Origin of the sequence: Shewanella canadensis, from assembly GCF_003966225.1 — a bacterium.
Classification (GTDB): Bacteria; Pseudomonadota; Gammaproteobacteria; order Enterobacterales; family Shewanellaceae; genus Shewanella; species Shewanella canadensis.
The window spans coordinates 56437-76618 of sequence record NZ_RXNU01000016.1 but is presented as its reverse complement, the minus strand read 5'-3'; the positions used below and the strand labels follow the sequence as shown (position 1 = coordinate 76618).

The 20182-nt window shown below is 49.0% G+C and carries 18 protein-coding genes; 14 read left to right on the top strand and 4 right to left on the bottom strand.

Annotation, left to right across the window (positions count from 1 at the left end; translation table 11 throughout):
* Nucleotides 1-102 precede the first annotated feature (102 nt).
* The 3 genes from EKG38_RS21230 to EKG38_RS21220 are packed head-to-tail and all read left to right on the top strand — an operon-like array spanning nucleotide 103 to nucleotide 3757.
* Entirely contained in the window at nucleotides 103-1662 is a 1560-nt protein-coding gene (locus EKG38_RS21230; RefSeq protein WP_126522925.1) for a flavocytochrome c, read from the top strand.
* Nucleotides 1663-1688: 26 nt separating this feature from the next.
* Entirely contained in the window at nucleotides 1689-3332 is a 1644-nt protein-coding gene (locus EKG38_RS21225; protein WP_439332674.1) for an HAL/PAL/TAL family ammonia-lyase, read from the top strand.
* Nucleotides 3333-3376: 44 nt separating this feature from the next.
* Nucleotides 3377-3757 carry a cytochrome c3 family protein gene (locus EKG38_RS21220; RefSeq protein ID WP_126507281.1) on the top strand — a complete coding sequence of 127 codons (381 nt, stop codon included), beginning with the start codon at nucleotides 3377-3379 and terminating at the stop codon, nucleotides 3755-3757.
* Nucleotides 3758-4180: 423 nt separating this feature from the next.
* Here the strand turns inward: EKG38_RS21220 and EKG38_RS21215 are convergent, their stop codons facing one another.
* Nucleotides 4181-4531 (bottom strand): hypothetical protein, encoded by a 351-nt coding sequence (locus tag EKG38_RS21215; RefSeq protein ID WP_126522923.1) that lies wholly within the window; start codon nucleotides 4529-4531, stop codon nucleotides 4181-4183.
* 124 nt (nucleotides 4532-4655) lie between these two features.
* Here EKG38_RS21215 and EKG38_RS21210 point away from each other — a divergent pair, with 124 nt between their 5' ends.
* Nucleotides 4656-6134, top strand: coding sequence for a DUF3360 family protein (locus EKG38_RS21210; RefSeq protein WP_126522921.1), 1479 nt, complete (start codon nucleotides 4656-4658; stop codon nucleotides 6132-6134).
* Between the two features lie 328 nt (nucleotides 6135-6462).
* On the opposite strand, the gene EKG38_RS21205 is transcribed toward EKG38_RS21210, so the two are convergent.
* The 3 genes from EKG38_RS21205 to EKG38_RS21195 form a co-directional block, all read right to left on the bottom strand.
* Nucleotides 6463-7527: a phosphotransferase enzyme family protein gene (locus EKG38_RS21205; RefSeq protein WP_126522919.1), complete on the bottom strand. Its 1065-nt coding sequence runs from the start codon at nucleotides 7525-7527 to the stop codon at nucleotides 6463-6465.
* Nucleotides 7524-8522 carry an NTP transferase domain-containing protein gene (locus tag EKG38_RS21200; RefSeq protein ID WP_126522918.1) on the bottom strand — a complete coding sequence of 333 codons (999 nt, stop codon included), beginning with the start codon at nucleotides 8520-8522 and terminating at the stop codon, nucleotides 7524-7526. The genes EKG38_RS21205 and EKG38_RS21200 overlap by 4 nt, the downstream gene beginning before the upstream one ends.
* A 196-nt stretch (nucleotides 8523-8718) precedes the next feature.
* Nucleotides 8719-9789, bottom strand: a complete 1071-nt coding sequence (locus EKG38_RS21195) for a DUF805 domain-containing protein (protein ID WP_126522916.1) — start codon at nucleotides 9787-9789, stop codon at nucleotides 8719-8721.
* Between the two features lie 378 nt (nucleotides 9790-10167).
* On the opposite strand from EKG38_RS21195, the gene gmk reads away from it, so the two are divergent.
* The 10 genes from gmk to EKG38_RS21145 all read left to right on the top strand — a co-directional run bounded on the left by gmk (nucleotide 10168) and on the right by EKG38_RS21145 (nucleotide 20119).
* The gene (gene gmk / locus EKG38_RS21190; protein WP_126522914.1) at nucleotides 10168-10791 is read left to right on the top strand and encodes a guanylate kinase; all 624 of its coding nucleotides are present in this window, start codon (nucleotides 10168-10170) and stop codon (nucleotides 10789-10791) included.
* Between the two features lie 57 nt (nucleotides 10792-10848).
* A complete protein-coding gene (gene rpoZ, locus EKG38_RS21185; RefSeq protein ID WP_012004474.1) occupies nucleotides 10849-11133 on the top strand; it encodes a DNA-directed RNA polymerase subunit omega in 285 nt (94 codons plus the stop codon).
* Between the two features lie 13 nt (nucleotides 11134-11146).
* On the top strand, nucleotides 11147-13252 hold the full coding sequence (gene spoT / locus EKG38_RS21180; RefSeq protein ID WP_126522912.1) for a bifunctional GTP diphosphokinase/guanosine-3',5'-bis pyrophosphate 3'-pyrophosphohydrolase: 2106 nt from the start codon (nucleotides 11147-11149) through the stop codon (nucleotides 13250-13252).
* 73 nt (nucleotides 13253-13325) lie between these two features.
* Complete coding sequence (locus EKG38_RS21175) at nucleotides 13326-13709, top strand: RidA family protein (RefSeq protein WP_126507287.1); 384 nt, start codon at nucleotides 13326-13328, stop codon at nucleotides 13707-13709.
* A gap of 77 nt (nucleotides 13710-13786) precedes the next feature.
* Nucleotides 13787-14482: a tRNA (guanosine(18)-2'-O)-methyltransferase TrmH gene (trmH, locus tag EKG38_RS21170; RefSeq protein WP_126522910.1), complete on the top strand. Its 696-nt coding sequence runs from the start codon at nucleotides 13787-13789 to the stop codon at nucleotides 14480-14482.
* Nucleotides 14483-14738: 256 nt separating this feature from the next.
* Nucleotides 14739-16394 (top strand): AMP-binding protein, encoded by a 1656-nt coding sequence (locus tag EKG38_RS21165; RefSeq protein WP_126522908.1) that lies wholly within the window; start codon nucleotides 14739-14741, stop codon nucleotides 16392-16394.
* Nucleotides 16395-16564: 170 nt separating this feature from the next.
* A complete protein-coding gene (locus EKG38_RS21160) occupies nucleotides 16565-17497 on the top strand; it encodes a calcium/sodium antiporter (RefSeq protein WP_126522906.1) in 933 nt (310 codons plus the stop codon).
* 167 nt (nucleotides 17498-17664) lie between these two features.
* Nucleotides 17665-18342, top strand: a complete 678-nt coding sequence (locus EKG38_RS21155; protein ID WP_126522904.1) for a tetratricopeptide repeat protein — start codon at nucleotides 17665-17667, stop codon at nucleotides 18340-18342.
* A 59-nt stretch (nucleotides 18343-18401) separates the two neighbouring features.
* Nucleotides 18402-19523 (top strand): sensor histidine kinase, encoded by a 1122-nt coding sequence (locus EKG38_RS21150; RefSeq protein WP_126522902.1) that lies wholly within the window; start codon nucleotides 18402-18404, stop codon nucleotides 19521-19523.
* Nucleotides 19523-20119 carry a response regulator transcription factor gene (locus tag EKG38_RS21145; RefSeq protein WP_126522900.1) on the top strand — a complete coding sequence of 199 codons (597 nt, stop codon included), beginning with the start codon at nucleotides 19523-19525 and terminating at the stop codon, nucleotides 20117-20119. The genes EKG38_RS21150 and EKG38_RS21145 overlap by 1 nt, the downstream gene beginning before the upstream one ends.
* Nucleotides 20120-20182: the final 63 nt, after the last annotated feature.

Below are 20182 nucleotides of genomic sequence, written 5' to 3'. Positions count from 1 at the left end.
TTCTCGCCAATTTAGACCAGTTGGCATAGTCACTGCAGTTACCTGTGTAATAAAGAAGATAAACAGATCGATATTCCCGGAAAGATTAAGGAACACACGAGAATGAGTGACAAACAACAAATAAGCCATCGCAGGCGCCAGCTAATTACCGGAGGAGCAGCACTCGCCGTTACCGGTCTGGGAGCCTCTCTGGCTAAACCTGTCAGTGCCGCATGTGTACCGGCTGAAGAGATCAAGTTCGATGAGGTTGTCGACATCATAGTGGTAGGTAGCGGTTTTGCCGGCATGTCTGCGGCACTACAAGCCCGTGAAGCCGGAGCCAGCGTCATGGTGGTCGATAAGATGCCCGTCTTCGGTGGTAACTCCACCATCAATGGTGGTGCCATGGCCGTTGCCGGCTCGCCGTTACAGCAACAAAATGGCATAGAAGACTCGGTCGACACTATGGTGGCCGATATGCTTGAAGCGGGCCGCGGTATGAATGATGTTGAGATGCTCAAACTGGTGTGTCATGGCACCGCCGAGTCATGCCAATGGCTGACGGATTATGGCGTGAAGTGGAAGCCATTTGTACAGCATTTTGGCGGGCACTCTCTGCCTCGCATACTTCAAACTGTCGAAAGCTCAGGCGCCGGGATCATTCGTCCTCTGGTCAAGGCAGCCAAGAAGCGCGGCATCGATATGCGCACTCAAACCAAACTGGAATCATTTATTAAAGATGATCAGGGACGCGTAACGGGTATCGAAGTTAAGGCCAACTACTTCTTCCCTAAAGAGCGCTCCGGTGTGACTCGCCGTTATGGTGCCCGTAAAGGGGTCATCATGGCCACGGGTGGCTTCGGTCGAGACATCGAGTATCGCAAGATGCAACAACCGAAACTCACCAAAGAGCTGGACTCCACCAACCACCCGGGAGCCAATGCCGATGCGCTGAAGCAGATGATGCTAATCGGTGCTAACCCCATCCACCTGGATCAGATCCAGCTGGGGCCATGGGCCTCTCCCGATGAGAAAGGGTTTGGCACCGCATCACAATTTAACACCATTGCCACTTATCCCAGAGGCATAGTGGTCGATGCGCGCACCGGTAAACGTTTCTTCAATGAACTGGCTGACCGTAAGGCCCGCGCCGATGCCATCATGACCCGTCGTGACGCTCAGGGACAACCTGTCTACCCCATCGGCTTCACCAATGCCGAAGGCGCCAGCAAGGCCCAGACTCTGGATTGGGGACTTAAATATAACGTCATCAAGAAGGCGGACACGCTCGAAGAGCTGGCCGAAATTTATGCCATCCCCGCCGATGCCCTCAAGGCACAGGTAGAGAGCTGGAACAAGGCTGTCGATACCGGCGAGGACAGCGAGTTTGGCCGCCCCATGCAGAAGGCGATGAAGCTGGAGCAAGGTCCCTGGTACGCGGTCCGTATGTGGCCAAAGGTTCATTACTGCATGGGTGGCGTCAAGGTAAATACCCGCTCAGAGGTGTTACATCTGGTGAGCTACAAGCCAATTGCAGGCCTGTACGCGGCGGGTGAAGCAACCGGGGGCATTCACGGCGCGAGTCGTCTCGGTGCCTGCGCCGTCGCAGAGGGTGTCGTTACAGGCCGCAACGCTGGCCAAATGTGTGCCTCATCAAAAAGTATTATGTTGAAACAAGTATAATTAAGTCAAATATAAAAAGGGTTAAGATGATGAATAGTAAGCAAGTTGTTATGGCCTCTCTGGCGTTAAGCCTGATGTCAGGAAGTGCACTGGCAATGGATAGTGTGGTTTTAGATGGCCAGCATATGACACAAGCACAGGCATGGGCAATTGCCGACGGCGCTAAGGTCAAGATTGGCGATAAGGCAGCTAAAAACCTGGTTAAGGCTCATGAGCTATTGATGGATGCGGCGCGTTTAGGTAAGCCGGTCTATGGACTAACTGTCGGTGTCGGACTGAACAAAGACCAGAAGCTATTTACCGCCGATGGCAAGCTAAGCAAGGCCGTGATGAAGGCCTCTAAAAGCTTCAACTACAGCACACTGCGTGCCCATAGCGCCGCGATGGGAGAACCCGTACCGGTTCGTCTGACCCGTGTCGCACTGGCTGTACGTCTAAACACCATTCTATCCGGTCAAACCGGTGTTCAACCATACGTTGCCGAGCTATACCAAGAGTACCTGAACAAGGGTATCACCCCGGTTATCCCATCTAAGGGCACGGTAGGTGAAGCCGATATTTTGATGGCATCCCATGTGGGTCTGGCCATGATCGGTGAATGGGACGTGTTCTATAAAGGCAAGCGTGTCAGCAGTGTTAAGGCGATGAAGGATGCCGGCGTTAAGCCACTTAAGCCTATCGGTAAAGATGCGCTGTCTATCCTCTCTAACAACTCTGTCGCGGTTGCCTACGCCATGAAGGGTTACCGGGATGCGTCACACCTGATGGCTGTTTCGCCAACGGTATTCAGCCTTAGCCTGGAAGGTCTGAACGGCAACGTATCGCCATTCCTGCCTCAGACTAACGATATTCGTCCTTTCCCTTACATCAAGGAAGCGACGAGCGAAATTCTTAACCAGCTGGATGGCAGCTACCTGTGGCAGCTGAACGATCAACGTTCACTGCAGGATCCACTCAGCTATCGCACCACCGCTTATACCTTCGCGGGTGCCAAGAAGGCGCTTGCCGATCTGGGCGAAGTTATCGATGTACAGATCAACCACTCAGATGATAACCCTGGCGTTATTCTGAATGCATCGAAGGATTACACTCAGTACCCACAAGTCGCTAAGTATCTGATCGAAGGTAAAGGTGGGGTATTCCCGACCACTAACTTCGAACCACTGCCGGTAGCTCTGGCTGTTCAAGGGCTCAGTATTGCATTGACCCATGTGTCTCACAACAGTGTGATGCGCACCGTTCATCTGTCAGATAGCCATTTTACTAAGCTATCTCGCTTCTTGGGCGCGCCTGGTAACCATGGTCACGCTTTTGGCGCTATCCAGAAGAACTTTGTCGATATGCAGGTGCGTAACAAGCATTTAGCCAGCCCGGTTTCATTCGACGGCATCCCGGTTGCGGGTAATATCGAAGATACCTTCACTAACCTGAAACTGGCTTCGGATAACCTTATCCAGATCGTCGACAACACCAACTACATCTATGGCCTCGAATTGCTGCATTCAACTCAAGCCATCGATCTGCGCAAGCTTACCAATCCAGAACTGGGTATGGGTAAAGCGACTAAGGCTATGTACAAAAACTATCGCAAGCAGGTGCCATTCGTTGAGTTAGACCGTCCATTTACGCCGGATATCAAGGCGTCTTACGACTTTATCGCTCAATACTAAACGGTTAGGCGGGGCGGCTTGCTGCCCCGCAATAGGATTTCAAGATGTTTAAAACCCTTAATACTTTATTGTTAGCCTGCTTGTTAGTGGCCCCGGCAGCTTCTGCGGTGCAGATGAAGGATTATCATAAAGAGATCATGACAGGCGATAATGGCAAGGTTGAATGTGCCGCGTGTCATGGCGATGCAAAACGTAAAACCATTCCTGCGGCGAGTCAGTGTGAGTCTTGTCACGGCAGCAGCGATGATATGGCCATGCAGACGGCGCGCCCGAAGGATGCGGGTCACGATGTAGAGCCTAATCCTCATGACAGCCTGCATTACGGCACCGACCTGCCTTGTACTTACTGTCATCAGGAGCACAAGGAGAGTACGGTCTACTGTAATCAATGTCATGAATTTGAATACCCGGACATGAAGCGTTAACAGAACTTATACCGATTGGTATTACATCACAGTCTCATTACATTTTTTGGAATAACCGGCTTTAGCTCCCAATCTCATTAAGTGAAGGTATTTTTCCGTCGTCCCGTGACCTTAAGGTCTCGGGACGTTTTTTATGGTGGACTTTAAGCAATAAATGGAACTGAGTTGGGGGGTGTTTGGCTCATCATTGACTAATGGAGGGGATTACCTATAAGACTGACCAGTATATTTACCGACTTCCGTCAGGTAGGTGCGATGTATACACCTTGAAACACAATGATGAAAAGGACTTCTCGTTAAACAAAAAGCTCGATGCTGACCGATGTACTTCCAAGCCTCGCCATAACCACCTCGACTCTAAATGCTGTAATATTTTAAGCTTAGTAAAAGCTTACAGACCCATCAAGAATTATGGTGGCCATGTTATTGGCCAACATCTGCACCTGCAGATACAGGTCCCCAATATGAGAAGCTCACACCAAGCGTTTCACGAGCGGAGATAAAAGCATCCATTTCGGTAAGCACGCCCGGTTGAAAGATATCTGAACGATGATTGTGGGCTACAACTTCAACATCCAATGCCGACGCAACCAGGCTCGGAGGCATATCGTTGAGCTCCAATGCAACAATATTCACTTTAGCTAGGTTATTATTGGCCTTAAAAGCCTCGACTTCTTGTCGTTGAATCCACTGTCGCCTTACGGTCATCTCTTTAGAGAATGGCTGAAATGTGATCAATAAATCTTTTTGTAGCCAAAATTTGTCGATGCGCATAGTAAGTCGCTTCTCCAGCTGGAGAGAAGCCTTGCATATTTCCCCTTGCCCGGTTAGATGCTTATCTCCTTGCTTTTTGACTACACTTATTTAATCGAAGCCTAAACAACAAGGTGAGCTGTCTATGTCAGAGAATAGGCCAGAAGAGGGGTCTGTAAATAGCGAGTTAAGCTATCAACAAGCCCACAAACCCGCTAGTGACTTTGAAACCCGCGAAGCATATCTCAACAATGAATTGATCATAATGAGGTTCAGGCGCTGGCGACTTCATCTGCCTTTTAGAGATTTTGGTATTGAACCAGAAGATTTAGTACCGGCGCTGGCAGCCACTATAGGTAAAGTCGTCATGGTGACCGCCATGGCCGCAGCCTTTGCGGTGCAGTTTGGGCTAACACCTGAATTTGTTGCTGAGAATGTTCGTTATGAGCTTCTGATTGCTGGTGTGTTATTTGTCATTCTATTTTCAGCTTTGCTCAACCCAAACACCAACCTTGCGGGCACCCATGGCCCTATGATCCCGCTGATTCCGCTCATTGCAGCAGCAGGGGGCCACCCGTTAGCACTGGGCATCATGGTAGGGCTTTTCGGCTTATTGCTGAGCTTCAGTAAGGGAGGCTCAAAGCTAGTCAAACTAACGGGGGAAGGCGTTCGAGGGGGCTTGCTTATTTATCTTGGGGCTGTAGGTTTAATCGGTCAAATCGCTAAACTCGAGCTCTGGTCTGGTAGTATCGGTCAGGGAGCCGTGTCTTTTGGCGTGATACTGGCAACCATTGTTATCTATGCCTATCTCGCTAAAATCCATAAACGCTGGCTGGCCATTCCCCTTTGTTCACTTATCGCCGGTCTTGTTGCCTTCGCAATGGGAACACCTTTTGAGTTTGTAACCGAACCCGGCCTGCCCCATTTCAGTCCAAGTTATTGGTGGGGTGAATCGACAGGTTGGCAATTAGGTTGGCCCAGCATAAGCCATTATATCGCCGTTATTCCCTTTGCTATTTTGGCCGTCGCTATGTGGTCACCTGACTTTCTAGGCCACAGGGTCTTCCAAGAGTTGAATTACCCTAAAAAAGCCGAAGGCGTGTTGATGAATGTGGATGACACCATGACTGTGTGCTCAATTCGCCAGATTGTCGGCTCTATCCTCGGTGGCGGTAATTTAGCCTCATCCTGGGGAACCTATATGATCCCAGCCGCGATAGCTAAACGCCCGATTCCCGGCGGTGCGGTACTTACGGGCATCATGTGTGTGCTGGCCGCTGTAATTGGCTATCCAATGGATCTCGCCATGTGGGAGCCAGTGCTGAGAGTCGCATTGCTCGTTGGCGTTTTCTTACCGCTACTTGAAGCCGGAATGCAGATGGTTAGAGATACTCAGGATTCACAAGCTGCAGGGATTTGTTTGTTCTCATGCGCTTTTGTTAACCCTGTTTTTGGTTGGGCGTTAACTATGCTACTTGATAATATGGGTTTTATTGGCGACAAAACTCGCAGTGAAAAGTTATCATTGATGGACAAGCTGATCATTCCACTAACCGCCTTTATTATTTGTGTAGGCTCACTTGCACTCGTCGGGCAACTTCCGGGGATTCCTGCACTGCTGTAAAGAAAATCATGTAAAAATCAGTTCGGTGCATTGACGCCGTATTAGGGAGCGTCCATCTCATCACCCATTGTTAATCAATAACATATCGAGTCTAAAGCGAGTTATCAATGAGTCACATACTGGTTGGTAAAAACGAGCGAATCAACGACAGATTCAAAGTCAGCAATACTGTAAGAAGGCTTGTTTAACAGGGGGAATGTTGAACTCCAGGCAAAGCTCTCCATCAAAAACACCGTTTATGGAGCGTTCACCATGGGTCAAAGGAGGAGAAGGAGTTCTCCCCCCATCAAATTTGAAGCTTATCGAATATTTAAGTTATCCAGAAAGCTTATAGATATGATTTCAGGCTCTTCTCTTGCGCCAGCAGGCTTTTATACAGGGTGAACTGATTGGCGGCGCGCTCCAGGTTGTGATTCTCATGATGGATATGAAAGTAGACATCACCATTGAGGTGATCGGTTAAGAACCGCACCCCGATCATCAGACAGATAACCCGAGCACCCAGCCACAAGCTTTCTCTCTCCGCACGGCTCAGCACTTCTCCCAGCTCACTCAGGTAGCCACGACAGATTGCGGCAAAGATAGACTCACGCACACGAACATTTTCCAGAGCCGTCGAGTCCTCCTCTTCCGGCGAGCAGAAGGTACGCACCATGTCGCCAAAGTCATACATCAGATGCCCTTTCATGCAGGTATCTAAGTCGATGATTGCCAGGCTGCTCATATCACGCTTATCGAACAGCATGTTATTGATCTTGGTGTCGTTATGGCAGGTTCGAAGAGGCAGCTTAGGTGAGATATCTCTTAACTCTTTCAACAGTGATTGCTGAGAAAGGGCGAAATCCACCCACTCCCTACAGGTGCTAACTCTCGCTTGAGCGTCTTTGGCAACGGCCGCCTGTAACTGCTCGATACGACCCGGTAGATGATGAAATTGCGCTATGACATCGGCAAGCTCTGTAGCATCGAGAGAGCTTAAGGCAGATGAAAAATGGCCAAAGGCTTTTGCGGCGGCAAAGGCTTCATCTTCAGTACTCACCACTTCGATACTGTGGCTGTGTGGAAGATAATTGATCGCTCTCCAGAATCCCTGCTCACCTAAGTCTACGGCCAGCTTTCCATCTTGAGTTCGAATCGGCTCGACCACTTTAAGGGAATAATCCCCCCGAGCTTGTTTGTCCGACAGATATTTTGCAATTTTATCGGCATTGTCGACTAATTCATTGGGTGTTTTAAATACTTGAGTATTGAGTTTCTGCAGGACAAGCTCACCCTGGCTCCACCTCACCAGAAACGTATCGTTGATGTGACCATTCCCCAAAGGGGACACTGATGTATCCGCAGACGGAATACCATAAAATGGCAGAACAGACTGCCTAATAAAATCGATCACGCAACCACTCCATTCTTCGTATTTACAAGCTCATTGAGCTTATCTTGTACCCACGCTACATCCTGAGGGTAGGTCACTCCAAACCAAGGCTCTTGCGCCGTTTCGACCCGAATCAGCTTGGTTTCTTGTTTAATCATAGGTTTAATGTCAAGTTTATTATTATCTTTAAAATCATAAAGATGACCTTCTGCACTCATATAGTTCTGAATGACGGTAGGCAGGTAACATTCCGCGCTTTGCTCATGACCATGCTCAGCAATAAACTGATCCAGTGCATCTTCTATAATCGCAAAAATATCGGCTGAAAATCCCCAACAAGTCATAGATACTGGAGTAGAAGCTATCAGATTACCTGACTCACCGTCACACAAACCCACTAAACCTTGGGGCTCCTGTCGGATCTGAGTCCATTCGGCAATACCTTGCAGCACACCTTGAACGACCCGACAAACACCCCGGTTCACTCCGCCATGTTCAGACACCGTTAAATGCAGTGGATAAGCCACTAACATCCACTCTTGCGGTCTGGCTCGTAAACCTTGAGCCAACAGTTCGAAAGCGGTGTCGCCATAATAATCGTCGGCATTAATCACCGCCATTAAGCCTTTAACTTTGTGGCGCGTACACCAGAGTGCATGTGCCGTGCCCCAAGGTTTCAGCCTATGATCAAAGTTATCGAAAAGAGTTAACGCTTCAGATGGGAGATCATCAATTTTCTGATAGCAAAAACTGTATTGGAATGCTGGTGAAACCTGAGGTTTGACTCGCTCACAAAACAGAGACTCGAGCTGTGCTTCGAGTTCAGGCCTTATCACTAGGACAACCTCAGCAAAACCGGCCTGATAGGCCGATATAGTAGAGAGTTCCAACATAGTTTCGCCACTGGGCCCCAAGGCGGCCAGCTGCTTATCACCACCGAATCGACTACCGAGTCCCGCCGCCATAATGACTAGCGTCAGCGGTCTATTTTCATTCATGATTGCTGTAAGCGTCATACACTAAATTTCTACACCATTATTAGGTCGCCGCTAATTGGCGAACCATGCACAACCGGAAAATCTAAAAAGAAAGCCAATTTATATCCAGCTCTAATATACAGGAGATAAAAAAGCCACTCTTGACCGACAAGCCCAGCTATATCTATATACTGCAAATAAAAGAATCACCCGTGGCCCACCAGTCCAGCTATATCTATAAATAGGAAATAAAAGAACCACTCTTGGCCAACGCAGACTGGCTGCCTTTCAGGCTAAAGTCATAGCCGCAGAGCTTCACGCTGCCCCGGCGTGCGACGTCACTAATAATGGATTCGGTATCGAGAGGTGAAAATCTTGCTTCGATGCCTGTATCGGGCATCTGCTCCACCGCTACGGGGCGGTAACGTGTCCCATTATTAAAAATCAGGTGAGCACAGGTTTTATCTCCCTGAGCCGTGGCCAGAGACCAGATAACCCCAGGGTCTTCGGTTTCACCCAGCCAACGCATCACCAATAGGTCCTGTTCTAGGATCAGGCTGAATCCATCGGGCAGCTTCACCTCATCCCTTTGCACCGCGATCTGAGGCGCCGATACCTCCGGCTCTTGTTCGACATATTCATCATCTGTCGTCCCGGAGAATAGCGACCAAAATCCTGCGATGAGTATCATGCATGATAATCCGCCAACAAAGGCCTGAAGCAGCCTCCTGTTTTGCTTAGCCCATGAGATCCATTGATCTAATGAGACGCCATCGAAACCTCTGTCAGCTTCACCATAAGGAACGGACTCTACCGCTTGCTGAGGCATGTCGGCATCAGCAATATATCCCCCAACAGGTTCTGGCGAGCCATCTAAGGTAGGTTCGACCCTCATGCGTCCCTTCCCGCCTGCGGTCATGGCCGCTGGCCCCGAATAACCTTGATGATATTGGCCGTTTTTACCCGTCGACCTCTGCATCGCCAGAAATCCCGTTATAAGAGTGGCAAAGACAACAACACTTGCAGACAAGCTAAGGCTGTCGCCATAGACGAGAGAGAGAACAAAAAGCAGTAGAGGAATAAAGCTCAAACCCAGCAACCAACTTGGTCTGGCAGCATCGCGCATGCGACGCAGGCCGCTAAGTCCAAGAACAGGCATCAAGAGCAGGGTAAGGATAATCAGTGCCGAACTGGCTCCGATGAAGATGAACCCCAATAATAAAATAAGGTAAGCCAGCGCACTGATAAGCGCAAATCTAGGACCATTATCTCGTCCCCGGACACAAAAGAGCGATCTATACTGCATGAATTTTGATACCTAACAATAACTTTCGAATGGGAAATAACTAGCTTAAGCGGCACAATAAACGCCCAAAAAATGCCTCGATATCAAAATATCACTTTGGCCCCAGCTAAATAATCAGCTTTAACTGCTAACAGACTAACCAATTTCTCTCTCAAAGTCAGTGCCAGCTTGAAAAATTCACCGGGCACGTCCCTTTTTACGTTTGCAGCAACATCAGACTCGCTCCATCACCTTATAAACAGTGGCCGACGCAGAACTCAGCTGAGCTAAATAGAAGTAAACTGACACTAGCGCCACGCCCTTGCTAGGCTGTATAATGTCCGGATCACCCGTAAATGCGGGGCAACCTTTCGTTTTCACCTTTTGGATACTTAGCAAATGACCGCACGCGGAAATCTATTTATCGTATCGGCACCCAGTGGTGCAGGTAAATCTTCACTGATATCGGCACTATTGAAAGATAAGCCGACTGACAAGCAAGTTTCTGTGTCTCATACCACACGTCAGCCGCGTCCCGGTGAAGTTAATGGCCAACACTACCATTTTGTTACAGTCGAAGAGTTCAAAGCATTAATTAAAGAAAACGCGTTTTTCGAATGGGCCGAAGTGTTCGGTAACTACTATGGCACATCACGTAAAGTGATCGAGCAAACCCTTAATGAAGGTATCGATGTGTTTCTCGATATCGACTGGCAAGGGGCTCAGCAGGTTAAAAAATTGATGCCTGAAGCCATTGGTATATTTATTTTACCGCCTTCCAGAACCGAATTAGAATGCCGCTTGACAGGTCGAGGTCAGGATAGCGATGAGATCATAGCAGGCCGTATGGCACAAGCTGCATCAGAGATATCACATTACGCTGAGTACGACTTCATCATTATTAACGATGATTTTGATACCGCCCTCGCCGATTTAATCGCCGTTATTCGTAGTCAACGCTTAACTGGTGCTGGCCAAATTCATGCTCAAAATGATATGATTAAAGATCTGTTGGCAGATTAGCTGTCATCATGTACAATTTTGCGTCATTTTTTCATCCTAACACTGGAGTTTCCACACATGGCTCGCGTAACTGTAGAAGACGCCGTAAACCAAATCGGCAACCGTTTTGATATGATCCTGGTTGCAGCGCGTCGTGCTCGCCAAATCGCCGTGCAGGGTAAAGACCCTATGGTTGAAGAAGAGAACGACAAACCAACGGTTATCGCTCTTCGCGAAATCGAATTAGGTTTAGTCACTGCCGATACTTTGGACGCCGATGAGCGCCAAACGGTCCGTGAACGTGAAGCAGCTGAAATTGCTGCTGTTGCTGCGATTGCCGAAGGTCGTAACAACGTAATATAAGGAGTATTGCCACTTGTATCTGTTTGAAGGTCTCAAGGAGTCTGCATCGGGTTATTTAGAACCCGATCAGGTAGAATTACTCAAGCAGGCCTATCAGGTGGCGCGTGATGCCCATGAAGGCCAGATGCGCACAAGTGGTGAACCTTATATCACACACCCGGTTGCGGTAGCCCGCATCCTGGCCGATATGCGTCTCGATCATGAGACGCTTATGGCTGCCCTCCTGCACGACACCATTGAAGACACCCCGGTTACCAAAGAGGAACTCGCTGAGATTTTCAGTGAATCCATCGCCGAACTGGTTGAAGGCGTCTCCAAGCTCGATAAGCTAAAATTCCGCGATAAGAAAGAGGCTCAGGCCGAAAACTTCCGCAAGATGATGATGGCAATGACTCAAGATATTCGAGTTATCCTGATTAAATTAGCCGATCGCACTCACAATATGCGCACACTCGGAGCACTCAGACCCGATAAACGTCGCCGTATTGCCAGAGAAACCCTCGAAATTTATGCGCCCATCGCTAATCGTCTCGGTATTCACAATATCAAGATAGAGTTGGAAGACTTAGGCTTTCAAGCCTATTACCCAATGCGTTACCGCGTGCTTAAAGAGGTGGTTAAAGCCGCCAGAGGCAACCGTAAAGAGCTGATCCAAAGCATCGAAGCCGCAGTGCACACTCGCCTCGAAGACACCGGACTGCAAGGCACCGTTAAGGGCCGTGAAAAAAACCTCTACTCCATCTATAACAAGATGCGTAGCAAGGAACTTCAATTTCAGGAAGTGATGGATATCTATGCCTTCCGCGTAATTGTCGATTCCATCGATACCTGTTACCGCGTCATGGGCGCTATGCATGGGCTATATAAGCCTCGTCCGGGACGTTTCAAAGATTATATCGCTATCCCTAAAGCCAACGGTTACCAATCCTTGCATACCTCACTGTTTGGTCCTCACGCTGTGCCCGTTGAGATACAGATCCGTACCGAAGATATGGACCAGATGGCTGATAAAGGGGTTGCGGCACACTGGGTCTACAAGAAAGGCAGTTCCGCAGAACAGGGAACCACGACACAAGTCCGTGCCCGTAAGTGGATGCAGAGCCTGCTGGAATTGCAGCAAAGCGCCAGTACCTCGTTCGAATTCGTCGAAAACTTTAAGACCGAGCTCTTCCCTGAAGAGATCTATGTCTTTACTCCCGAAGGGCGCATTCTCGAACTTCCCGTCGGGGCAACGCCCGTCGATTTTGCCTATGAAGTTCATACCGATGTGGGTAATACCTGTGTCGGTGCCCGTGTTAATCGTCAGGCCTATCCACTTAGCCAGCCATTGATCTCGGGGCAAACCGTTGAAATTATTACGGCCAAGGGTGCCAGACCCAATGCCGCATGGTTGAACTTTGTTGTTACGGGTAAGGCTCGCGCTAAGATCCGCCAGATATTGAGGAACCTCAAAGAGGTCGACGCGGTAGCACTGGGTAAGCGCCTGTTAAATCATGCGTTGGGCGAAACTAAGCTAGACACTATTTCGGCCGAACAGATCGACAGCGTCGTCAACGACACCAAACATAACACCTTAGATGAGCTACTGGCCGATATTGGCTTAGGCAATGCCATGAGCATTGTTATCGCTCAGCGACTTCGTGGCGATCAGATAGAGCAGCACGAAGATAAAGACTCCAACATGATGCCAATCCGCGGCGCCGAAGGCATGCTGGTGACTTTTGCCAACTGCTGTCGCCCGATCCCCGGCGATGCCGTCATCGCCCACGTAAGCCCGGGTAAAGGCCTGGTAGTACACATGGAAAGTTGTGCCAATATTCGTGGCTATCAAGGTGAACCGGATAAATATATTCCAGTCCAATGGGACAGCGCAGAGGGCGTCGAGTATCAGGCGAACTTGCGAGTTGAAATAGTGAATCATCAGGGAGCCTTGGCTAAAATCACCTCGATTGTTGCCGCCGAAGGCGCCAATATTCACAATCTCAGTACCGAAGAGCGTGATGGTAGAGTCTTCCTCATCAATCTGCGCGTTTCGGTCAGAGACCGAATTCACTTGGCCAACGTGATGCGACGCATCAGGGTACTACCTGAAGTACTGCGTACATCCCGTAATCGCTGAGTTTCATCGTCATTTAGTTTTGTAAGCGTTAAATTCCTAATCGATAGTTAGTTAACAAAACAGAGAGAGTGTTATGGCAGAAAAAATCATCATCGCCACAGATAAAGCTCCACAAGCGATCGGTACCTATTCTCAAGCAGTAAGAGTAGGTAGCACCGTCTATCTTTCGGGTCAGATCCCACTGAATCCGGAAAATATGCAGATGGTCAGCGATGAGTTTGAAGCGCAAGTTGTCCAGGTATTTGAAAACCTTACCGCAGTTTGTGAGGCGGCGGGTGGTTCACTCAGCGATATCGTTAAACTCAACATCTTTATGACTGACTTGAGTAACTTCGCTACCGTCAATGAGATCATGGAACGTTACTTCTCTCAGCCTTACCCCGCTCGCGCCGCGATCGGAGTTAAGCAATTACCAAAAGATTCTTTAGTTGAGATGGATGGAGTCATGGAGATTTAATCTTCCGCCATTTCATATCAATATCTGGGCGCTGCGGCGCCCTTTTGTTATTTAAACCTGTAAATTAGAAGTTAGCCATGAGTCCAGAACGCTTTGCACGCATCAATGAGATGCTAGACAACCGCCAGCCAGATCTCACCCTCTGCCTCGATAAAGTCCATAAGAGCAATAATGTTGCCGCCGTCATACGTACCGCCGACGCCGTGGGGATCCATCAAATTCACGCCATCTGGCCGGATCTTGATATGAGAGTCTCTGGCAATACAGCCTCGGGCAGCCAGCAGTGGGTCAAGACCATCACGCATGATCATATTGATGAGGCTAAAACACAGTTTCGAGCTCAGGGAATGCAAATTCTGGCGACTAATTTCTCAGAAAATGCGATAGATTTTCGCGAGATTGACTATACTCGCCCCACGGTCGTTATCTTAGGTAATGAGCGAGATGGCGTGAGCCCGGAGGGGATCGCAGCGGCCGATCAACATATCATCATCCCTATGATAGGCATGGTCCAATCCCTGAATGTGTCTGTAGCATCGGCTCTCATCATGTATGAAGCACAGCGTCAGAGACAGGAAGCGGGAATGTACGGCCAACGCAAACTCGATGAAGACTACTGCCAGGTAAAACTGTTCGAACAGGGTCATCCGATTTATGCTAAAGCCTGCCGACGTAAAAGCATCCCCTATCCTAAAGTGGATGAGCAGGGACAGATAGTCGCCGATGCAGACTGGTGGGAAAGGATGCGATCACCACAAAAAGCTGTCAAATAAGCTTCTGTTAACGGGTCGGCCAGACATATCAGCTCGACCCGAGAAGCACTACTCACTATCCTAGAAATCCCTTTTCCCTCAATTAATCCTTTTAGCTTTCACCTTCCAACTATTTATTCTTCAAAGAATTTGTCATAGATCACATTTTTCGCCATACTCAAAGACGTAGTCGAACAGATATCGAACACAAATAAAAAACCATAGCTGTTTGGCACTAATACCAATCGATAGAACAATAATAATTATGGAATCGCTGATGGAATCGACAATTAAAACCCCTGTAGAGATGCTAGCCCATTGGGTCGACAAGCTCGGTAACAACACCTACCTGAGACAACCCATCAATGGCCAATATAAAGATTTTAGCTGGGTAGAAGTTCAGCAGAAGATGCAACAGATAGCCGGCGCACTGAGACACTTAGGGTTAAAGCCCGGTGATAAGGTCGCGGTATTATCGAAAAACTGCGCCGAATGGTTTATTACCGATCTCGCCCTGATGCATGGGGGTTACATTAACGTTCCCATCTATCCCACGGCCAACGCTGACACCATACGTTATGTGCTGGAACACAGTGAAGCGAAAGCCATCTTTATCGGCAAGCTGGATTATTGGGCCGATCAGGAAGCTGGCGTAGGTGGTGATATCCTAAGAATGGCAATGCCCTACGATACTATGCCGGCTCAATATCGGTGGGACAGCCTGCTCGAACTGGGCCAACCTCTAATCGATGCCCCCTTCGCGACACCGGAGCAGACGATGACCCTGATCTACACCTCGGGGTCTACGGGTAAGCCCAAGGGTGCGATACTGAACTTCGCCAGTTATGGCTGGACCTGTAAGGCTGTGGTCCGGGATCTAAAAACGGGCATTGAAGACAGGCTGATCTCCTATCTGCCTCTGGCACATATTACCGAACGCGTTGCGATGGAAGGCTCCTCATTTTATTCTGGCAGCAGCGTCGCATTTGTTGAGAGCCTCGACAGCTTTGTCGCCGATGTTCAACGCGCAAGACCGACAGTCTTCTTCTCTGTCCCAAGGCTCTGGAGCCTGTTCCAGCAAAACATTATCGAGAAGATCGGCTATAAGAAGCTTAATTTCCTGCTTAAGGTTCCGATCCTCAATAATATCGTTAAGAAGAAGATCCATGAGGGTTTAGGCCTGGAGCACTGCCACCTGTTGGGTTCGGGCTCGGCGCCTATTCCACCGTCTCTGATCGCCTGGTATCACAAGATAGGACTCAACATCAGTGAAGCATGGGGCATGACAGAGAACAGTGCCTACTCGATCATCAACTACCCATTCGATCCCGCTAAAATAGGCACAGTCGGTCGCGCAATTGAGGGATGCTCCATTAAACAAACTGAGTCCGGAGAGCTGCTGGTTAAGAGCCCGGGCTTGATGACGGGTTACTATAAACAACCTGAGATGACCGCAGCCTGTTTCGATCCCGATGGCTACTTCCATACCGGTGATCTTTGTGAAATCGACAACGACGGCTGTGTCACCATTACCGGTCGGGTAAAGGATAACTTTAAAACGTCCAAAGGAAAGTATGTCGCTCCGGTACCTATTGAGCGCAAGCTTGCCCAAGACCCCCATATAGAACTCCTCTGTGTCATAGGTTCGGGTCTGCCCCATCCTATAGCACTGGTGCAACTCTCCGAGGGTGCATCATTGCAACCAAGAGAGGAGGTACGCACCTCCTTGAAGGCGACGCTGGACAGCATCAACCCTAATCTGGAGTCACATGAGACCATAGATGCGATCATTGTCGTTGATGAACCGTGGGACGTCGATAATGACGTATTAACTCCTACACTGAAGATAAAACGCCATGTGTTAGAGAAGCGTTTCAGTGAAAAAGTCGATGGGATCCGTGGGGGCAAGATTCGCTGGGAAGAGGAGCTTTAACCTTTAGAATCCACTCTTAGTTACCTAATTCAAAGCATGTCATTCGACATGCTTTTTGTTGTTGACGCCTTCAAAATTAACGAAATTTAATCCCTTCATCGCTTATTTTTATTGCCTGCCCTGGCAAAATACATATGCTAGCCATCCTGAAATTATCCTGGTGAAAAAACATGCTCATCTTACTGGCCATTATCGGCGGTTTCGTAATATTAACTCTCGGTGCAGAGGCCTTGGTTCGAGGGGCGAGCGCTATCGCACTGAGACTGGGGATAGCCCCTCTGGTTATCGGCTTGACCATAGTTGCATTCGGTACCAGTGCACCAGAGCTAGCCGTAAGTTTAAAGTCAGCACTCGCAGGCAAGAGTGGTATCGCACTGGGCAATGTCATCGGCTCAAACATCGCCAACATCGGTCTTATCTTGGCTATAACCGCCTTAATTCGCCCCATCCAGGTGCAATCTCAGATGGTAAGACGCGATATTCCGATCATGATTGTCGCCTCACTCCTTTTTTGGGGCTTACTGCTCGACGGTGGCCTCAGCTTCTGGGATGGTGCCCTGCTCACGACTCTATTGTTCCTCTATTTAAGCTTCAGCTACATCAGCACAAAAAAAGGAGCCAATAGTGAAGAGCTTGATGAGCGCCCACAAAAACCATTGCTATCTGTGCTCCTGATAATCATAGGCATAGCGATGCTGGTTTCTGGCGGGATCCTATTTGTCGATGGCGCCGTAGAGTTAGCAACAGCCTTAGGTATCAGCGAGGTCATCATAGGGCTGACCATCGTCGCCATAGGAACCAGTATGCCTGAACTTGTCACCTCGGTTGTGGCCGCAAGAAAGGGAGAGAGTGATATCGCCATAGGCAATATTGTCGGCTCAAACCTATTCAATATTCTTGGCATATTGGGTATCACGGCGCTGATACATCCCATTGCCACCGGGGGAGTGCAAAGTCTTGATTTGATGGTGATGCTGGTGTTGGCACTCCTCATCTTACCCTTCGCCTGGTCGGGCTTTAGGATCGGTCGACGGGAAGGCGGTATTCTATTAGCCGGATATCTGTCATATATCGGCTATCTCGTGGCTCAAGCCGCAGCTTAACAACTTACATTCTATCGACAAGCCACCGACGCCTTTCGGTGGCATACTAAACAAGAACGAAAGTGACATTTGTCATCTCGATCTGATGACGTTTGTGTCTGCCATCACCTCGGTCAATTTTACATACTGGTCCTGTACCCAATAAAGGGAATTTACAGGAGATTGATATGAAAGCAGCGATACTTATCACCACAATGGCACTGTTCTCTCAGACGGTTCACGCTAACGACATTCCGGCTATCGATAACGCTTCTAATACGATGAACATAACAGCTTTACAGGCTCTGAGTCAGCAGACGCAAGGTTACGAGCACGCCTATGCAAACTATCGTCTGGCTATCACGGCCAACATCTTAGGCCAGCGGCCATTAGCCAAATCTGCGCTTTTAGCGGCACAATCGACTCTGGAAGAACTGGGTCATACAGAGGCTGAAACACTGGCGCTGCTTGCCTCTGTGTATGGCATGCAGATAGGCATAGACAATAGTCAGGGAGCAAGTTTAGGACCTAAGCTATCTCAAGCCCTCACTCAGGCAGAGACACTCTCTCCCAATAACCCCAGAGTCGCGTTAGTAAAAGCTATCTCGGCCTTCAATACGCCCGTGACCTTTGGTGGTAGTATGAAAAAAGCGATAGAGTTAAGCAGTAAAGCAATAGCGCTCTACAGCGAACCCTGCGATGAGGTCTGTTGGGGACATGCAGAGGCATACACCTGGCGCGGATTGGCTAAACAAAATAGTGGTGACAACGAAGGCGCAATCACCGACTGGCAGTCAGCGATTGAGATCCAGCCCGATTATTCCTGGGCAAACTTTCTGCTGAAGCAAAATAATCTAACTCACTAGTTGAAATGAGCCGCTAAGCCTACAGAAAGAGCTAAGCGGTCCCATAGGGAATGAGCGCAATGAAGAGCATAAATATTATGCCGAAAACCAGGCGTAAGACGACCGAAGACAAGCTTGCTTGGATCTATCTGGTTAATCTGGTTTTCTACTTTATCCCGATTTTTATCAATGAGATGCCACTATGGGATATAGGGGTGTGTTTACTGATTTTAATCCCTTTTATTTACTGTTACTTCTGGGCTCATCGCAGCTCGAAACAGAAAGCCATTTACCCTATTCTCGCTATGATAGCCTTAGGCGCACTCATTACTCCTATCAATGCCGGCTCGCTCGCTCTTTTTACCTTCGCCGGCTTCTTTATCGGTTTCTATTACTCCCTCAGAACTGCCTTCTTCAGCCTGCTGGCATTGCTAACACTCCTCACAGCACTCTCGCTACTCCTCGGAATCAATCCATATTTCTTCGTTCTCTACGGAGGATTGCTCATCATAGGAGTGGGCCTGTTTGGTCTGGCTGAACGGAAACGAGTCGAAGCAAAATGTCGTCAGCAGCAGAGTGAGGCGGAGATAAGCCAACTGGCAACCATGTTAGAGCGTGAGCGAATCGGGAGGGACCTGCACGACATCATGGGGCACAACCTTTCGAGTATCTCACTCAAGGCTGAGCTGGCAGAAAAACTCTTGACTAAAGGTGACCTCGAACAGGCGGGGGTTCAGTTGAGAGAGCTAAATGAGATCGCACGCGATAGTCTGACCCAGATACGTCAAACGGTCTCAGACTATAAACATAAAGGGTTATCGGCCAGCGTGATGCAACTATGTCAGACCCTCAGGGACAAAGGGCTGAGTGTCAGCCTGGAGGGAGATCTCCCGACTCTGCCCTCAACGCTGGAAACCCAACTTATACTGAGCCTGACAGAGCTGTGCAATAACGTCATCCGTCACAGCCAGGCTAGCCACTGTGCTATAACATTTGAGCGGTTCAACGATGAGATAAATATCTCAGTCACCGATAACGGAACGCCACAAACCGTCAACGAGGGAAATGGATTGAATGGAATAAGAGAGCGTCTGAGCGAGTTTCAGGGCAAGCTGGATTACTGCCTGGAACAGCAGTGCCGCTTTACCATCACGCTGCCTATGCCTGAAGAACAAAAACTAATGTCCGGAGTGCAAAGCTGATGAAAATTTTACTCGCCGAAGATCAGGCTATGGTCAGAGGGGCACTCGCGGCGCTGCTGAGCCTGGATGGAGAGTTTGAGATAACTCAGGCCCGTGATGGCGACGAAGCCCTGTCACTGTTAAAAACAGCCACATTCGATCTGTTGCTTACCGATATAGAGATGCCGGGCCTGACCGGACTTGAGCTGGCCCAATGGTGTCAAAAGCAAGATAACCCTATTAAGGTCATCATACTCACGACATTTGGCAGGGCCGGATACATCAAACGAGCTATCGAGTCCGGCGTCGGTGGCTTCCTGCTCAAAGACGCACCATCGGATAGCCTGATACAGGGAATAAGGCAGGTGATGGCGGGTAAGCGTGTCATTGACCCCGAACTCGCCATCATGGCCATCGGAGAAAGTGATCCCCTCAACGATAAGGAGAGAAAAGCACTGAGGCTCGCCAGTGAGGGATTCTCTACGGCTGAGATAGCAGCCACACTGTTTATCGCCGAAGGTACGGTACGAAACTATATTTCTGAAGCCATCAGTAAACTTCATGCATCGAACAGAATCGATGCTGCGCGTATCGCGAGGCAAAAAGGCTGGCTATAGACCGTCAGACTTTCTACTGCCACACTGAGATATCATCCGGGATAAGGCTGCAAAACGGTCATA

Coding starts and splice junctions, on each gene's coding strand:
- EKG38_RS21195 (WP_126522916.1), bottom strand. CDS start 9,789: ATGCAGTATAGATCGCTCTTTTGTGTCCGGGGACGAGATAATGGTCCT.
- EKG38_RS21160 (WP_126522906.1), top strand. CDS start 16,565: ATGCTCATCTTACTGGCCATTATCGGCGGTTTCGTAATATTAACTCTC.
- EKG38_RS21150 (WP_126522902.1), top strand. CDS start 18,402: ATGAAGAGCATAAATATTATGCCGAAAACCAGGCGTAAGACGACCGAA.
- rpoZ (WP_012004474.1), top strand. CDS start 10,849: ATGGCTCGCGTAACTGTAGAAGACGCCGTAAACCAAATCGGCAACCGT.
- EKG38_RS21230 (WP_126522925.1), top strand. CDS start 103: ATGAGTGACAAACAACAAATAAGCCATCGCAGGCGCCAGCTAATTACC.
- EKG38_RS21220 (WP_126507281.1), top strand. CDS start 3,377: ATGTTTAAAACCCTTAATACTTTATTGTTAGCCTGCTTGTTAGTGGCC.
- gmk (WP_126522914.1), top strand. CDS start 10,168: ATGACCGCACGCGGAAATCTATTTATCGTATCGGCACCCAGTGGTGCA.
- EKG38_RS21175 (WP_126507287.1), top strand. CDS start 13,326: ATGGCAGAAAAAATCATCATCGCCACAGATAAAGCTCCACAAGCGATC.
- EKG38_RS21200 (WP_126522918.1), bottom strand. CDS start 8,522: ATGACGCTTACAGCAATCATGAATGAAAATAGACCGCTGACGCTAGTC.
- EKG38_RS21210 (WP_126522921.1), top strand. CDS start 4,656: ATGTCAGAGAATAGGCCAGAAGAGGGGTCTGTAAATAGCGAGTTAAGC.
- EKG38_RS21215 (WP_126522923.1), bottom strand. CDS start 4,531: ATGCGCATCGACAAATTTTGGCTACAAAAAGATTTATTGATCACATTT.
- EKG38_RS21225 (WP_439332674.1), top strand. CDS start 1,689: ATGATGAATAGTAAGCAAGTTGTTATGGCCTCTCTGGCGTTAAGCCTG.
- EKG38_RS21145 (WP_126522900.1), top strand. CDS start 19,523: ATGAAAATTTTACTCGCCGAAGATCAGGCTATGGTCAGAGGGGCACTC.
- EKG38_RS21165 (WP_126522908.1), top strand. CDS start 14,739: ATGGAATCGACAATTAAAACCCCTGTAGAGATGCTAGCCCATTGGGTC.
- EKG38_RS21155 (WP_126522904.1), top strand. CDS start 17,665: ATGAAAGCAGCGATACTTATCACCACAATGGCACTGTTCTCTCAGACG.
- trmH (WP_126522910.1), top strand. CDS start 13,787: ATGAGTCCAGAACGCTTTGCACGCATCAATGAGATGCTAGACAACCGC.